Source organism: Arthrobacter sp. NPDC058130 (genome assembly GCF_042884475.1).
In the GTDB taxonomy this organism is placed as follows: domain Bacteria; phylum Actinomycetota; class Actinomycetes; order Actinomycetales; family Micrococcaceae; genus Arthrobacter.
In genome coordinates this window covers 118,289-133,580 of record NZ_JBHVTV010000001.1, presented here as the reverse complement: position 1 = coordinate 133,580, position 15,292 = coordinate 118,289, and the positions used below count along the sequence as shown (strand labels likewise).

The window sequence follows — 15,292 nt, the reverse complement described above, 5'->3', positions numbered from 1 at the left end:
AGTAACCGGCAGTCAAAGCCGAATGAGAGTGAGCGTGTCATAGTGAGCAGTAGCGAGGCCTCCACACAACGGATCCCGCCGTTTATGTCCCTGGGGTCCGCGCGGGCGTTTACCGCTCCTTCAATGGCTTTTGACTTCGGCGGAAATCACACGTCTTCGGTTGCAAAAGCTACTGGGATGGCCGGTGTTTCACGTGAAACCTCCCTTCCCCACACGGGGAACGTCCTGGACTCCATCGACGATTCCAGCCCGATCGCCCGGGAGCTCGCTCACGAAAACAAGCGCCGCGAACGGTTGCTCGGCAGGCAGCTGCCCAAGCCGGAGAAAACTCGCATCTTCACTGTTTCCAACCAGAAGGGCGGCGTCGGCAAGACGACGACGACCGTCAACATCGCCGCTGCCTTGGCGGCTGCCGGCCTGAACGTGCTCGTGATCGACATCGATCCGCAGGGCAACGCCTCGACTGCCCTGGGAATCGAGCACCACGCCGATGTCGACAGCATTTACGATGTCCTGATAAATGACATCCCGCTGAAGGACGTTGTGGCCCCGTGCCCCGACATTGACAACCTGATCTGTGCTCCGGCCACCATCCACCTTGCCGGCGCCGAAATCGAACTCGTCAGCCTGGTGGCCCGGGAGCAGCGGCTCCGCCGCGCCATTGATGTGTACTCCAAGGAGCGCGCCAAGAATGGCGAGGAGCGGCTGGACTACATCTTCATTGACTGCCCGCCGAGCCTTGGGCTCCTGACGGTGAATGCCTTCTGCGCCGCCGGCGAAGTCCTCATCCCGATCCAGTGCGAGTACTACGCCCTCGAGGGGCTTAGCCAGCTTCTGAAGAACATTGAGATGATCCAGAAGCACCTGAATGCCGATCTGGTTGTCTCCACGATTCTCCTGACTATGTATGACGGACGCACCAACCTCGCCGCCCAGGTGGCCGCTGAGGTCCGGGAGCACTTCCCGCAGCAGGTGCTCGGTGCCGTGGTGCCGCGCTCGGTTCGCATTTCCGAAGCGCCGAGTTACCAGCAGACTGTCATGACGTATGATCCTTCTTCCAGCGGTGCCTTGTCCTATCTGGAAGCCGCAGCGGAAATCGCGGAACGTTAGAATCTTTTCAAGAATTGCACTAACCAGAGCTAGGTGAATCCCGGCTCTTCCACTGGAGGGATTTATCCATGAGCGATAAGCGACGCGGCCTCGGCCGTGGACTTGGCGCACTCATTCCAAGTTCCGCCGCGGCCAACGCCTCCGGAAACGGTGCGGCCCCATCCCGGCCTGTGGATCTATTCTTTCCCGAAGCCCGCAAGAAGACCTCCGACGCCGAGCCGATCCAGGACACTCCAGTCCCTGAGGTTTCAGAGTCCGGGTCCGCCGCCAAGGCCGGCGCTTCATCTGGTGCTGCCGTTGAAGCTGCCGCCGGCGACGTGACTGACGGTGCCGCGGGCGCTTCCGCGGCTGAAGCCGCTGGCGCGACCGGTGCTGGCGCCGGATCCGCTGCGTCCAAGAAGGCACCTGCACGCAAGGCGGCTGCGCCGAAGTCGTCGCCGGCGGCTGCCAAATCTGCAGGGGCCGACGCCGACGCGCCGTTGCCGTCCGACGCAGCGTCCGAGCAGGGCGATACGGACGGCGTTGAACTCGTGGACGTGCCCGGTGTCAGGTTTGCCGAAATTCCGGTCACGGACATCCACCCCAACCGCAAACAGCCCCGCTCCGTCTTCGATGAGGACGACATGGCGGAGCTGGTTCACTCCGTACGGGAAATCGGCGTCCTCCAGCCAATTGTGGTCCGTACCTCAACCGAAGAAGGTGGCGAGCCCTATGAGCTCGTCATGGGTGAACGCCGGTGGCGGGCCGTTCAGGCTGCGGGGCTGGAAACTATCCCCGCGATTGTCCGTGACACCACCGATGATGACCTTCTGCGCGATGCGCTACTGGAGAACCTGCACCGCAGCCAGCTGAATCCCCTCGAAGAAGCAGCCGCGTACCAGCAGCTCCTGGAAGACTTCGGAACCACACACGAGCAGCTGGCGGACCGGATCGGACGTTCGAGGCCCCAGGTGTCCAACACCCTCCGACTTCTGAAGCTTCCCCCGCTGGTCCAGCGTCGTGTTGCCGCAAACGTGATCTCGGCCGGCCACGCGCGGGCCCTGCTGGCGCTTCCCGACGCTGCCGCCATGGAACGGCTGGCGCAGAAGATTGTGTCGGAGGGCATGTCGGTCCGGGCGACCGAAGAGGCCGTGACTTTGTATCAGAGCCCCGCCTCTCCGGCCAAGAACAACATCCCGCGTCCGGGTGCCCGCCACGAGCGACTGGACTACCTGGCATCGTCGCTCTCCGATCGCCTTGATACCAACGTAAAGATCTCCCTCGGTGCCCGCAAGGGGCGGGTCAGCATTGAGTTCGCGAGCGTCGAGGACCTGAACCGCATCATGGATGTCCTGACGCCCGGGACGCCCAGCTAGGTCATCGATTATTGAGTAGTTTCGGGAGGGTCTGTTTCACGTGAAACAGACCCTCCTTTTTTTGTGAGTACGGACGCTCTTGCCGGTGCAGCCGGGCTGTTGATGTGCTGGCTGGTGGTGCTAGTGGCGCCTCCGGGTTCCTTGGAGCACTCTCTCTTTGGCTTTGGCTTTGGCTTTGCCTTTGCGTTGCTCTTGGCCGCGCCGCGCGGCATCCCGTCTCGATTGTGGAAGCAAGCGCTTTGCTGTATTTCTTTACGGGGTTCGGAGCAGAACCTATGGTGTTGGCGCGCTGACCCCCACGATGCTGTGGAGGCCTGTTGGCAGTTCGGAATCGAAGCTGAATGTGCTCGTGTTCCCGTGAATGGCCGACCGTCCCTGTCGACGGACGCGCTGGGTGGCTAACAATGGCCGCGAAGCGCCCGGACTGATCGCCAGCATTTCGACGAGGTGGGCCAGGGCTTGCTTCGGGCCCCGGCGCTCACTGCGCGTACCCGCAGCCGGCTCCGAGGTGTCACGGAGTCCTTGTGCGCGTCGATGTGGGCGGGAGAGGCAAGGAGTTGGCTTGTCTGGAACGAATCTGGAACGAATATGTGGAGACCGCTTCGGCACGGTCGGGCTTCGCCGGCGTAACCGGGCTTCCCTATCCGGCGTCTGATACGCGCGTTCTGGAGTCTTGGAACCCGTGTTTCACGTGAAACATGACGGTGCCGTTTCACGTGAAACAAGGATCGGCGCCGTTTCACGTGAAACGGGCGGGCATCTCCACTCCCGCAGACCTTAGTGAACGGCGCGGACCAGATGGGCGGCCGGCCGACGTAATCCGTCGCTCGCAGAAATTCCTGACTGGATAACCGGGTGGTCCGTCCGTGACTGGCCGTAAGTTAGCCTCCGAAAGTTCCCCCAAGTGTCAGCGACCTGCCTCGGAGGGTACGTACCGACCTGAATGATTTCCTGCAATTCCGGCGGGCGAGGCACGTCTTGAAATCCACCGCCTTTGGGATGTAATCCTTTGGGTCGTCAACCATGCGTTTGCTGGCTGAGATAGGAGCTTTGGCCCCACAAGGGTGGGGTTGACGGACGGCGTGCAAACTACATCGCGCACATACGGGACTCCAGCTACCTCCCCTCGTACACAAGTCCTTCTTCACCCCAGCCGACACGGATACGCGCAGTCCAATGGCCACGATAGATGCATGGAGTTGCCGCAGGGCGTCTGCAGAAGTGACCAACTCGGGAAGGCTGAGTCGGCGCGCGGAGTGATGCTCTCATGGTGCCTTCCACAGCATCATCGTTCGCCCTTGCGTGGTCACAAGGCAGAGCAAAGCAAAAGCAAAGCAATGCAATGTAGCGAACTGGATTGCACTGCCCAGCACTGCACTGCACAGGACAGGACAGGAAAGAACAGGACGGGACAGGACGGGACAGGATGGGACTGCACTGCACTGGGCCTGTGGACCGCGCTGCGAATCGCGGGGATACTGTGCAATCCTGCGGGCCAGGGAACGACGGTTTGCCTGGAGGGCACAGGAGCGGGCACCGGCCGGTCTTCCCTCCGAGCCCTCCAGCATTCTCCGCTGCCGATGCATGCTTGTGGAAATGCCCCTATGAGCTGCAATTGGATTGATGTGAACCCCACTGTCCCGAGCAGACTGAGCGAGTAGGGTTCCGTTGTTTTCCGACACTGCCCTTGGAGTCTTGGAGTCTTGGGGTCTTGGGGTCTTGGAGTGCGGCAGTCTCGGGGCCGTGGAGTGGTGGAGCTATGTGCTTGATCGTGCGGCGGACCAGGGACAGCTCCCCCCAAGGGTCACGCTTCCTTCCCCGACACACAGGCTCTCGCCAATGTGCCCCGTGTTGCCGCCCCAACGTGGCCAACGCCGGTCCGCAGCCGCGCCCCGCGTCAACGACTCTCTGCCACTTGCCTAGAGTCGCAACTGGACCTGAGCCGCGAGAACGGCGCAGAACACTGGGTGTTCGCCAACGTGCCCTGCTCTGGCCCCTCGGCGCACCCAACGATCCCAATCCTCGACCCCGTGCCAACAAGCGAGGATTCAATCCATACCGAGCTCTCGCCAACCTGGTCATCGCCGAGGCCCTACCCGCCCGCCACGCCACCCTCAGATGCCTGAGGCCGGCAATGGTGTGGTATTTCGTGATGGTTCGGATCTTCTTACTGAAGTCTTCGGGTGGTTCCAACTGTAGGTCTGGGACGCCGGTATTGGTTAGCTGGATATGAGCCTCGATGGAGACGCCAAGGCGATGCCTACGAGGTCTCGGGAGATGTTCATCCCTGACGGTTCTGGCGTTGAGCCTTGCCTGATGCTCTGAACCGGAACGCCTGGATGGAATTGCTGGCCGCCGGACTCCCCCAGCTGGGTCGCCGAGCGCGCCCTCGTCCTTAGCTCGTGGCCCACTCAAGTTGGCGCCCTGGTCCAGTTGGCCGATCGCGACACAAGGGTCGGTTGGCCGTCGGCGCACGGCACTCCATGATGTCGGCCGGCGACTTCGTACGATCAGCGTGCCAGGAGAATCCGTGAGGCGATGCGGCAGGGAGGACCACCCTCGTTACGTGCTGGCAGCTTTGAACACAACGAGTCGACGGGCGACTCCTCCATGGGAAGCCGAGCTGCCGAGCAGGTAGGACACTCGAGGAGTCATGGCACGTCGTTCCCCCGCAGATCCGGCAGGGCGCTGACGTGAGGCTTCATAACTGTGTCGCGTGGGTCATACCTGCGGGAGAGCCGGCCCGGCAATGATGGATGCCGCGCCGGGGAACTGCTGTGGATCGGTCCGGCGGGTGACTCGCCGGCCGTCAGTGCGGGCATCCGCTTCACGGAGCCACCGTGGCTCTGCGCAAAGATGAAGAGATGAAGAGGTGAAGTGGTTATTCCAGGCTTTTCACCAACGGGCACTCCTCGGCTACGGGAGCCTTCGCAGATGACTACGAGCCAGCGCCCGACGACACCGGCAGGCAGACTGCTACGGGCTCCCCGCGCCCCTGCCAGGGGTGGCACTCCCCTCACGTCAACGTGCCGTCGCTGCGGCCGGTCGACAGTGTGGCCAACGGCGCTGCCGCCACTCCTTGGAGTCTCGTCGCACTTCCCGCCCGTCAGCGACGAGACCGTATTGGAGTAGTTCAGCGTGAGAGATCGCGGATGACGCCTGAACCTACGTCGGACCGCTGCGTCACCAAAGGCGGAGTCCCGGTCTTCTGAGTTCAGGAGCTGGGTACACATGAGTTCGGCGTTCAGGCCCAAGCTGCTCGCTCCCCTGATGCCGGGCACCGTTGGACGCTGCGCGAACTCGGTGCGCGCCGCTCCACGAATCAGGTCGGGCAGACGGCCGCCCATGTCGGCTTCTGGTGCGACGAGGTGCGTGTGCTGCAGTCGACGGTGCCAACGTGGGGTGTCTCGGCGGTGTCTCTTTGAACGTGCCATGGTGCTTGGACGGAGCCTTCAGGTGAGTGCCGAAGGATAGTTCAGGGCGTCCGCCTTTGTCTGGAGCGGGAAGATTGAGCGGTGGAAACAGCGGTGGATATCGCTGTGGATAACTTTGTGGATTACCCACAGGCCCAGGCATGTTCAGACTCGCGCGGACTGCCATGCTGGAACTTGACCCTAGGGCGAGGCGAGTGGGCCAGGGTTTGATTTCCATGTCGGTGACATGTTTCACGTGAAACAAAGTCTTCGACCGCAGCGGCCGCGTGAGAAACACTGGACAGCACGCATTAAATCGCCGTCCTAGGGTTAAATACCAGCTCTACTGGGCCTGTTGCCGCAGCGAAACCGCTCGGGCGCCTAGCGGTCCCTCCGGACCGTTCTTCGTCGTCGCCGACGTTCGAGCAGACAGCGGCGTCCGACTGCCGATCCACTGATCCCCCGCCGAGTCAGGAGTGGGTGTGAATAATCTCTCAGGCCCTGTGGATAACCATGTGAATAACTTCTGTGGAGAACGCGGTGGAAATCGGCGACTACGTGGACACCGACCTCGTCTGGACGCGTGTGGCGAGCCTGGTTAGGGTCTTTCTGGGTCACGCACTTTCCACGCCGGTGGACAGGGGCGGTGGCGCAGACGGTGACTGTGGGACCCGACCTCGCTGCCTCCAAGGCCCGCGGTGCTTCGCGGTTGGACACTTAGGGATGGGGAACCTCCCCTCCAGGGAGACAACGTTCCCTGCAGATTGGAGGGCCGCGGTAAGACCTGATCCCGCGGGGTATTGTCGAAGAGCACATAGTGAGTGCACTTCGCAGGAAACCATGGACGTGCCCCGGCAGCTGAAAACGAGACCCGGTCTCCTCTGACCTCGGCATAAGAACTTCAAGCGCCGGACCGAGGCAGGATCAGCAGACGGGACTGGTCGCCTCAACAACTCCGCTGCTAGCGACTAAGGTGAGCATGAGCTCATGTGGATCGACAGGAAGCTCGAGTGGGGTGGGGATCGAGCCGCCAGTGACCCAGCTCTGGGAAGTGATGCCCGGATGGACTAACCGTGAGCCACACCGATGATTGACGAACTGGATGGGAACTCAGGCCGCGCACTTGGTGGATGAGTCGGGGTTGAACTGGCTGGCATGCTTGGCTGAGTTCTTTGCCGAGACGCCGGGGGTGGACCTGCTGCAGACCTCGCTCGGGACGATTGCAGGCGATGTGGCTCCCTAGATGACGGTCGTTCGGATGCCGACACACTGGTCTGGTCCGGCTTTGAAGTCGCGGAGTCGTCGGCACCATGATCGGCGGAATCGCCGGGCGCTGGTGTCTGGACCCTGACGGTGTGATGCGGCGGGGAGTAAGGGTGGTTCCTAGTGAACTATGGTGGAAGGCCAGCTGTTTGCCGCCCATGAGCGCTGGACGGAGCACGATGCCCTTGGAGTACCCGACGGCCTCATATAGTCCTACCAGGCGGGTCCGGCCCATCCACGTCGATCCTATTGGGACTGAGCTCAGATGCGGAGTTGCACTGACCGACTGGCAACGACTATGCCGCGGAAGAGGCTGGTGCTGTCGGTTTGCGCAGGGCCTGAGTCCTCGCTGACCGGTCCCCCGGGTGGCCTGACGAGACTCCGAAGGTTCCTCAAATCTCCCCGGGCTCGCAAAGCTAACCCCTGGCACCAGCGGCCAGAGGTCGATGACACCCCCGACGCGCGGGCAGGATGCATCGCCATGGCGTACGATCTGGTCGCGCCGAATCGGTCGCCATGTTTCACGTGAAACGGACCAATGCCAACCTTCCGCACGGGATCTTTTGTGGAAGAGCGCGATTCCGACGCGGATCAGCGTGTGCCCGATCCAGGAATGAGAGGATCGGTGTCACTGAAGCGTAGGAAATTGCCCTGTGAGAGATCGGCTGTCGCGCTTCGACTTCACTCGTGCTGCTCTGGTGCTTCCCTGCTGAGGGTTGCCGCGAGGGCACTTCCGCGCATGTCGTCCCTGGTCCGTCACGGAAGAGGAGAGGATTGGGAAGATTTGACGGGTTCCGAGTTTCCCGCCCCCGCCAAAATCGTGTGGACAACAGCGCATGGAAGATCACCGGATAGTTATCTAAGAGTTGACTGTCAATTAGTGTGGCAGTTCACAGAAATTCGCAGTAGTCGGCCGCAGTGTTTCACGTGAAACATGGAATGCCCGAGCTCCCCGATTCTTCGCCCAGCCTGCACGCGTGCGCCCGAGCGTTTCACGTGAAACGCCGTCAGCGACTTGAGCCGAATGTCGGGGCCGGCCGTCGGAAATAGTGGCAGTGATTTTTGGTGGGACACGCGACCTGAATTCCCGTCATGTAGTCCATTTGCCCTCAACTTCCCCGCACGGCCGAGAGTAGCCTGGTCTGTCCAGCGCGGGTCGTGGGCCTCAACCCCAAACTGTGGGAGTCACTTGCGGGCGAACGGGACGAAGGCGCGCGGTCGTAACGTTCAATCCGCATTCGGTAGCCAAAGCCCGGTCTCCGGGCCCTTCAGTCCCATACACACCGCGTCCGCATCCAAACGGAGCGCATGGCGGAATCATCCGAAGGGAGCGTATGGCGGAACCGGCCGGCGTGCATAACATCGGCGGCAGTGCTTCACATCGGCACGGACCTGTAACCTCTTCCGCGGCAGCCGCATTACAAACAGCAGTGAACTGTATTGATCTGTTCAATTGGATCGAGCCGAAAAATTGAATGTTTCACGTGAAACGGGGACCGTGGTGACCTGAGCCGTAGCCGCGGCGGGGGTGGGCTCACTTACTCGGCTCAGGGGGGCGGGCCAAGGTGCTGCCCGAATTCCGCGAAGATGCCACCGCCGCCCAAAAATCACAAACTTCCTAAACCCCGCCTGATCTCGCCTTGGCGGACGGCCAGCGCCAGGGGCGCGAGCGCGCCCCCGATATCAGCACGATCGTCTGTACCGAGCATCAACACGGTCACCAACACCGATCATCGACGGTGTCCCCGGTGATGAGAACTCGGAAGCCCTTCATGTTTCACGTGAAACGCGACGACAGGTGACGCAATCAGGGTAGGCACCTTCCGGGCATGCGGTTTGCGATTCAAGACCAAAGTCGTCCCCAGCCCAGATTCCAACGTAACAGCAAGAACAGGCCGCCCACGGAAAACCGTCCACAAAGGCAACCGATGCGGCATGCCGGGCGGATCCACATTAGTGCGAGGTGATCTCGGTGAGGCCACGTACCGGGCCACTCCCCTATGAGGCCCCTATGCGCCCCCTGAGGGCTCCTGCCAGCAACCGACCAGAACAAAAAAGTGGCCCCCGCGCGAAGCGGGAGCCACTTTCAGTCAGCCAGAACCAGACTGAATCCAGCAGGAATTAGGACAGGACGTCCGCGAATTCCTTTTCGAAGAATTGCTTGGGCCGGGCGCCGATCACCGTGCTCTTGACCTCGCCGCCCTGGAACAAGTAAACGGCCGGGATGGAGGTGATGCCGTATTCGGCGGCGATTGCCGGGTTGTCGTCAACGTTCACCTTCACGACATCAACCTTTTCGCTGTATTCGACCGAAATCTCGTCAAGGATCGGTCCCAGCTTGCGGCAGGGGCCGCACCATTCGGCCCAGAAATCGACGATGACAGGCTTGTCGGAGGCCAGCACGTCAGTGCTGAAGCTTGCGTCAGTTACATCTTTTGCGTTGCTCATAACCCTTGTCTCTCTCTTCGGTGGTTTGTTGCGCGCCCGTTTAGGCGTGGAAATCTGCGAGGTAGTGTTCGACGTCGAGAGCCGCTACACATCCGGAACCCGACGCGGTGATGGCTTGGCGGTACGTCGGATCAATGACGTCGCCGGCGGCGAAAACACCCTGGACGCTGGTTTTCGAGGTGCGGCCGTCCACTGCGATGGTTCCCTCTGGGGTGAGCTCAAGCTTGCCCTTGACCAGATCGGTGCGGGGATCGTTGCCGATTGCGACGAACACACCGGTCACGGCCAGTTCAGTCTCCTCGCCATTCACGAGGTTCTTCAACCGCAATCCGGTGACTTTGTCCTGTCCCAGCACGTCTTCCACGCCGGAGTTCCACACGAAGTTGATTTTCTCGTGGGCCAGGGCGCGGTCAGCCATGATCTTCGAAGCCCGAAGGGTGTCGCGGCGGTGCACCACGGTGACGGACCTGGCGAACTTGGTGAGGAACAGCGCCTCTTCCATTGCCGAGTCGCCGCCACCGATCACCGCGATGTCCTGGTCTTTGAAGAAGAAACCGTCGCAAGTTGCACACCAGCTGACGCCGTGTCCTGACAGCCGCTTCTCGTTCGGCAATCCGAGCTCACGGTAGGCCGAGCCGGTGGAGAGGATGATGGAGCGGGCCTTGAAGGTCTCTCCCGTGCCGATGGTGACAGTCTTGACGTCGCCGTCGAGGTCCAGCTCGGTGACATCCTCAAACTGGATTTCCGTGCCGAAGCGGGCGGCCTGCTTCTCGAAGTTCTCCATGAGGTCCGGCCCCATGATGCCGTCGGGGAACCCCGGGTAGTTCTCCACATCCGTGGTGTTCATCAGTTCGCCGCCAGCGGTGACCGAGCCTGCCAGGAGCAGCGGCTTCAGGTTCGCGCGAGCCGTGTACACCGCTGCGGTGTAGCCCGCCGGGCCGGAGCCGACGATGATGACATCACGTACTTCGGAGGCAGTGTTTTCTGCGTTGCTCACTGAACGGTGAACCTCTTCCTTTGTCGATGCGGCCGCCTTCATGGCCGGCCACATGGCACAACTCTTGCCGGGCACTGAATATTCCGGGTGGGAAATGGGCGTCACGGAGCAACACCACTACTCAGGGTACCGGTTTGTACACGCAGGAGCCGGACACGGACCCGCGTTACGGGTCCGCCAATGCGCCAGGCGGCTACTGAACTGTGTCCGCTATTGAACCTTGATCTCGGCCAGGCGCAGGCCGTAGCCGTAGCGGGTCTTGGGAGCGGCAAGCTTCGGAAGCTTCTTGATGGACACGATCACGTATTCCGCGTTGACCGGTTCGGCCAGCGGCATGGTCAGGTCCGGCGAGGTGAAGCTGTTGCTGCCAATCTGCTTCGCGCCGTCCAGGGACGGCTTGTCGTTGGTGAAGACGCTGATGCTGCCGCCGGAGGCCCCCAGCTGGCTCAGGGTGACGGAGGAAACCTTGGAGGGGTCCTTCAGCTTGACCACCAGCGGAACCTCGGAGGCGAGGCCACCCCAGTCGTCCGTGGCGAATTCCATGTCCGACCAGTAGCTCGCGCCGTTACCGTCAAAGGTCTTGACGAGGTCGGAGTCGTAGTTTCCGGCGAAGTCGAAGTTGCCCAGTCGCGTCACTTCATCGATGACGGGCGGCCCGGCGGCCGGTGCCTCACTGGCGGTCGACGACGGTTCCCCGGTCGACTGTTCCGGCGCGCTGGACTGCGCGGAGGACGCGGCGGTTGTCTGAGAGCTGCTCTTGAAGAGGCTGCCAAGGTTGGTGACGGCGAAGATGAGTCCCACCACCAGGACGGCGGCGAGCAGGCCGCCCACCAGCCAGCGCATGGAACGCGGCTCCTTGGGCGGTTCCTCTTCGTACTCATACTCGTCCTCGTCGACCGTGGCACGGGCTGACGCGGGGAATTGGCCCGGAGCCCGATCCGCTGCGGCGTAACCGGCTCCAGCCAGTCCTGCGGCAGCTGCGCCTCCGTGGCGGTCTCCGCCACCGTGCTGATCGGCGTCGGCGTAGTCCTCACCGGTGTAGTCGTCCTCGGACCACAGGGAAACCTTGGGTGCCGCGGCTGTCGCAGGCTGCGGTGCTGCCGGCTCGGCCTGGCGGGGCGCTGTGCCCTCCTGGACGGGCTGCGGCGCCGTTGTGTGTGCCGCGGTCTCTTGAGGCGCGGTTGTAGGCGCTTTGGGGGCCCTGGCGGCCCCGGCTGCGGCACCTGCTGCTGCCGCCGCACCCGTTACGGCCGTCGGTGCGGACGTGGGCCGGGAGGGTACTCCGGCGGGCGGCGCCGTCGGGGACACGGGCTGCTGGCCGGCTGCGGGCTGGGTCTTCCCGTAGTCGATGTACCCGGCGTCGACTTCCTCGTCGTCGTAGAGACCGTCGTAGGTTTCGGGTTCGTGGGAGCGGGCCTGTCCGAAGATCTCGCTGCCCAGGGTGTCGGTGAAGAACGGTTCGACGTACGGCGGGTTGGAGGACACCACAAGATCGAGCAGGTCTGCCGCGGAAGTGTGGTTCGTGATCAGGTAGGTTGTGGAATCGCTGACGCCAAGGTCGAGGATCTGCACATTTCCCGGCCGTTCGCCCGTGGCCACTTCACGGGCGCTCTGGGCCACCTGGTCGGCATTGCCGGGCCCGGCGACGAGGATGCTTACGGGACGGTTGAGAACCTGGTCCACACCGTCCAGCACCAGATCCTCGTCATGTGAGGTCAGCACGGTGGCAGTGACCTTGTAGCGGCCACCGAGTACTGAACCGACATCGATCGGGTGGGACACGGGCTCCTCCTAGACTGTCCGGGACCTGCCGACGTGGTCACTCTGCAAGAGACCGTGTGCCCTCCGGTAAGCCGGTTGACCGCTGGTCTGCAACTCCCCTTGTTAGTCTTCGATCCTAGCCGATGCTCTGTCCGCGCCGCGTGAGCACGGCTGTTCGAAACGGAGCCGGGCTTATTTTTTCTTCTTCCGGCCAAACGGGAAATACGGGTTGTGGCCGGCCGGACCCTGGTAGGTGCGCCGTCCCGGCAAGGGGACATCGCCCCGGCCCAAGCCGCCCTGTGCGGTGCTTGGCAGGTCTTCGGCCGGCAGGTAGCCGCCCTCCGGACCGGCCGGACGGCCGTAGGCGAACGAGTCCTCTTCACGGATGTCGGGACCGGCGCGGAACGACTCGGCGTCGAACCCACCGGAAATTCGCGGAATCAGTCCGGTGTCCACCGAGATGGTGGCCCGCTCCGGCACCCGCCGCACCTCCGGTGCGCCGGCACGGTCCTCGGGAACCGGCTCAGCGGCCCTGCGGCGGAGCCGGCCAAGCAGCGGCTGCAGGAGGTCCTGCAGCTCGGTCACCCGGAAGACCTTCAGCAGCAGGATGTAGGCGGCCAGCATCACCGGGCCGACGACGACGATTGTCACGAAGGCGGCAATCCGGTCGCTCCAGGCGTAGCCGTCCGGGTTGTAGCTGCCCAGCAGCCACAGGGCCACGGCCCCGGCCAAGGCGGACCCCAGCGCCGCGTACCCCATGCGGATGTAGGAGCTGGCGATGCGTGGTCCGTCCAGGTGGCCCAGGAGCCGGCGCAGGAAGAACGCGCTGACGATCACGGAGAGGATATTGCCTCCGGTGTAGAGGATGGCGATCGCGAAGATGATCTGATCGAACGCCAGGAACTGGATGGCGAACGCGGCCACCACGTTGACCAGGGCCAGCACCAGCTGGATGAAGAACGGCGTCCGGGCGTCCTCGTTGGCGTAGAACACCCGCGACATCATGAAGTTGGCGCTCATGAAGGGCGTGCTGAGGGCCAGGATGGTGAGGGTTTGGGCCAGCATGACGCCGTCCTGGCGCACGTTGCCGGAGAAAAACATGCCCAGCGGTCCGGCCAGTGCGAACAGCGCCAGCGCGCCGAAGACTGTGGCCACGGCCATGGTCCGCAGCCCGTGGGAGAGCGCGTTGCGCAGTGCAACCCGGTCTCCCTCCTGCGACGCCCGGGTCATCCGGTTGAACAGCACGGTGGCCAGGGAGAGGGCAATGATGGAGTGCGGCAGCAGATACAGCTGGCTGGCCACCTCCAGCACGGCGTTGCCCGGCATGGTGCTGGCTGCCGGGTCCCCGGCCTCCTGCAGGCGGAGGCGTTCAGCGCCGGGGATCGTCGCGATGCGCATGACATAAAGGAAAGCCAACTGCCCGACGGCGGCTGTTGCCAGCGTCCAGACGCTCAGCTTGGCGGCGTGGCCCAGGCCAACACCCCGCCAGCCGAAGCGCGGCCGCAGCCCCAACCGGAGCCGGAAGACGGGAATGAGCAGGACAGCGGTCTGGGTGATGACGCCGATCGTGGAGAACCCGGCCACGAGGATGGTCTGGGTGGACCCCCAGTTGTCGATCGTGTGGGGATTGACGGCGTTGGCGCCCATGATGGCGATGAACATGCCCAGCCCGGCAATCGCCACGATGTTGTTGACGATCGGCGCCCACATAGCTGGCCCAAAGGCTCCATGGGCGTTCAGGACCTGGGTCAGCAGGGCATACAGGCCGTAGAAGAAAATCTGCGGAAGGCACCAGAAGGCGAACGTCACCGCGAGGGCCTTCTGTTGGGGAGAGTAGCCCTGGGTGGTCAGTTGAATGACCGACGGCGCCATCAGCGTGACCAGCAGCGTGAGCGCCAGCAGCACCAGCACCGCCAGCGTCAGCAGCCGGCTGATGTAGTCCGCGCCCTTGTCCGGCGCCTTGCTGGCCTTGATGATCTGCGGCACCAGAACGGCGTTGAACACCCCGCCCGCCACCAGCAGGAAGATCAGGTTCGGGAGGTTGTTGGCGTTGATGAATGTGTCGTTGACCGTCGAGCCCAGGCCCAGGGCGGCCGCCAGCATCCAGGTTTTGGCGAAGCCCAGGAAACGCGACACGAGCGTGCCGGCGGCCATGATGGCGCTGGAACGGGCTTCTCCGGACTGGACAGCTTTGGAATCGGCGGGACCGGAGGGGACGGGGGCGGGTTTGGCTGATGACATCGTCTTCATCGTCTCACCCGGGCGGGGCATAAGTCGCTATCGGGGGCCGTGACGGGGCGCTCAGGCGGCCTTCAGCGGTCTTCCGGGAGGACTTCCCTGGCCAAGTCCGCTATGCGGCGCTCATTCGGAAAGGACAGCTTGCGGGCCAGCTCCTGGATGGGAACCCAGGCGACATCCACGGCTTCCTTGTCCGGATCATTTTCGATGGTGAGTTCCCCGCCCGTGGCCCGCAACAAGTAGTGGTGCACGGTCTTGTGGACGCGGTGGCCGCTCACGGTGAACCAGTAGTCGATGCTTCCCAGGGGCGCAAGGATCTTGCCTTCGATCCCGGTTTCCTCGGCGATTTCGCGGACGGCAGCTTCTTCGTTGCTTTCCTTGCCTTCCGGGTGTCCCTTCGGCAGGCACCACTCAAGGCGGCCGCCGCGATTGAGGCGGGCGATGATCGCTACCCGCAGGTCGGAATCGGACATGTCCACCACGACGCCCCCGGCAGAGATTTCCTCGACGGTGGGGAGGGAAGCGTGGCCCGTGTGCTGGACGGGCGCGACGTTGGCACCTATTGCCGACGGCAACGGTGCGTTTGTCCTCCTGCCGGGAGCGCTCGGTACGGGATGGGCCATGATGTCCACTCTAACGACTCTTGCCCGCTGTTGATGACCTAAACATGGCCGGAAAGTGGACGGCCGGGAAAGTAGGACCGCGGC

Annotated in this window: 7 protein-coding genes; 2 read left to right on the top strand and 5 right to left on the bottom strand. The window is 63.1% G+C overall.

Annotation, left to right across the window (positions count from 1 at the left end):
- Window positions 1-42 precede the first annotated feature (42 nt).
- Together ACFVTM_RS00625 and ACFVTM_RS00620 are read left to right on the top strand one after the other, a co-directional pair.
- Window positions 43-1,110: a ParA family protein gene (locus ACFVTM_RS00625; RefSeq protein ID WP_390201390.1), complete on the top strand. Its 1,068-nt coding sequence runs from the start codon at window positions 43-45 to the stop codon at window positions 1,108-1,110.
- 68 nt (window positions 1,111-1,178) lie between these two features.
- Complete coding sequence (locus ACFVTM_RS00620) at window positions 1,179-2,465, top strand: ParB/RepB/Spo0J family partition protein (protein WP_390201389.1); 1,287 nt, start codon at window positions 1,179-1,181, stop codon at window positions 2,463-2,465.
- A gap of 6,797 nt (window positions 2,466-9,262) precedes the next feature.
- Here the strand turns inward: ACFVTM_RS00620 and trxA are convergent.
- The 5 genes from trxA to ACFVTM_RS00595 all read right to left on the bottom strand — a co-directional run bounded on the left by trxA (window position 9,263) and on the right by ACFVTM_RS00595 (window position 15,208).
- Window positions 9,263-9,589: a thioredoxin gene (gene trxA / locus ACFVTM_RS00615; RefSeq protein WP_091248528.1), complete on the bottom strand. Its 327-nt coding sequence runs from the start codon at window positions 9,587-9,589 to the stop codon at window positions 9,263-9,265.
- Window positions 9,590-9,629: 40 nt separating this feature from the next.
- A complete protein-coding gene (trxB, locus tag ACFVTM_RS00610) occupies window positions 9,630-10,586 on the bottom strand; it encodes a thioredoxin-disulfide reductase (protein WP_390201388.1) in 957 nt (318 codons plus the stop codon).
- 210 nt (window positions 10,587-10,796) lie between these two features.
- Window positions 10,797-12,368 carry an ABC transporter substrate-binding protein gene (locus tag ACFVTM_RS00605; RefSeq protein WP_390201387.1) on the bottom strand — a complete coding sequence of 524 codons (1,572 nt, stop codon included), beginning with the start codon at window positions 12,366-12,368 and terminating at the stop codon, window positions 10,797-10,799.
- Window positions 12,369-12,539: 171 nt separating this feature from the next.
- Window positions 12,540-14,597: a murein biosynthesis integral membrane protein MurJ gene (murJ, locus tag ACFVTM_RS00600; RefSeq protein ID WP_390201386.1), complete on the bottom strand. Its 2,058-nt coding sequence runs from the start codon at window positions 14,595-14,597 to the stop codon at window positions 12,540-12,542.
- A 62-nt stretch (window positions 14,598-14,659) separates the two neighbouring features.
- Window positions 14,660-15,208: an NUDIX hydrolase gene (locus ACFVTM_RS00595; RefSeq protein ID WP_390201384.1), complete on the bottom strand. Its 549-nt coding sequence runs from the start codon at window positions 15,206-15,208 to the stop codon at window positions 14,660-14,662.
- Window positions 15,209-15,292: the final 84 nt, after the last annotated feature.

Coding starts and splice junctions, on each gene's coding strand:
- trxA (WP_091248528.1), bottom strand. CDS start 9,589: ATGAGCAACGCAAAAGATGTAACTGACGCAAGCTTCAGCACTGACGTG.
- murJ (WP_390201386.1), bottom strand. CDS start 14,597: ATGAAGACGATGTCATCAGCCAAACCCGCCCCCGTCCCCTCCGGTCCC.
- ACFVTM_RS00595 (WP_390201384.1), bottom strand. CDS start 15,208: ATGGCCCATCCCGTACCGAGCGCTCCCGGCAGGAGGACAAACGCACCG.
- ACFVTM_RS00620 (WP_390201389.1), top strand. CDS start 1,179: ATGAGCGATAAGCGACGCGGCCTCGGCCGTGGACTTGGCGCACTCATT.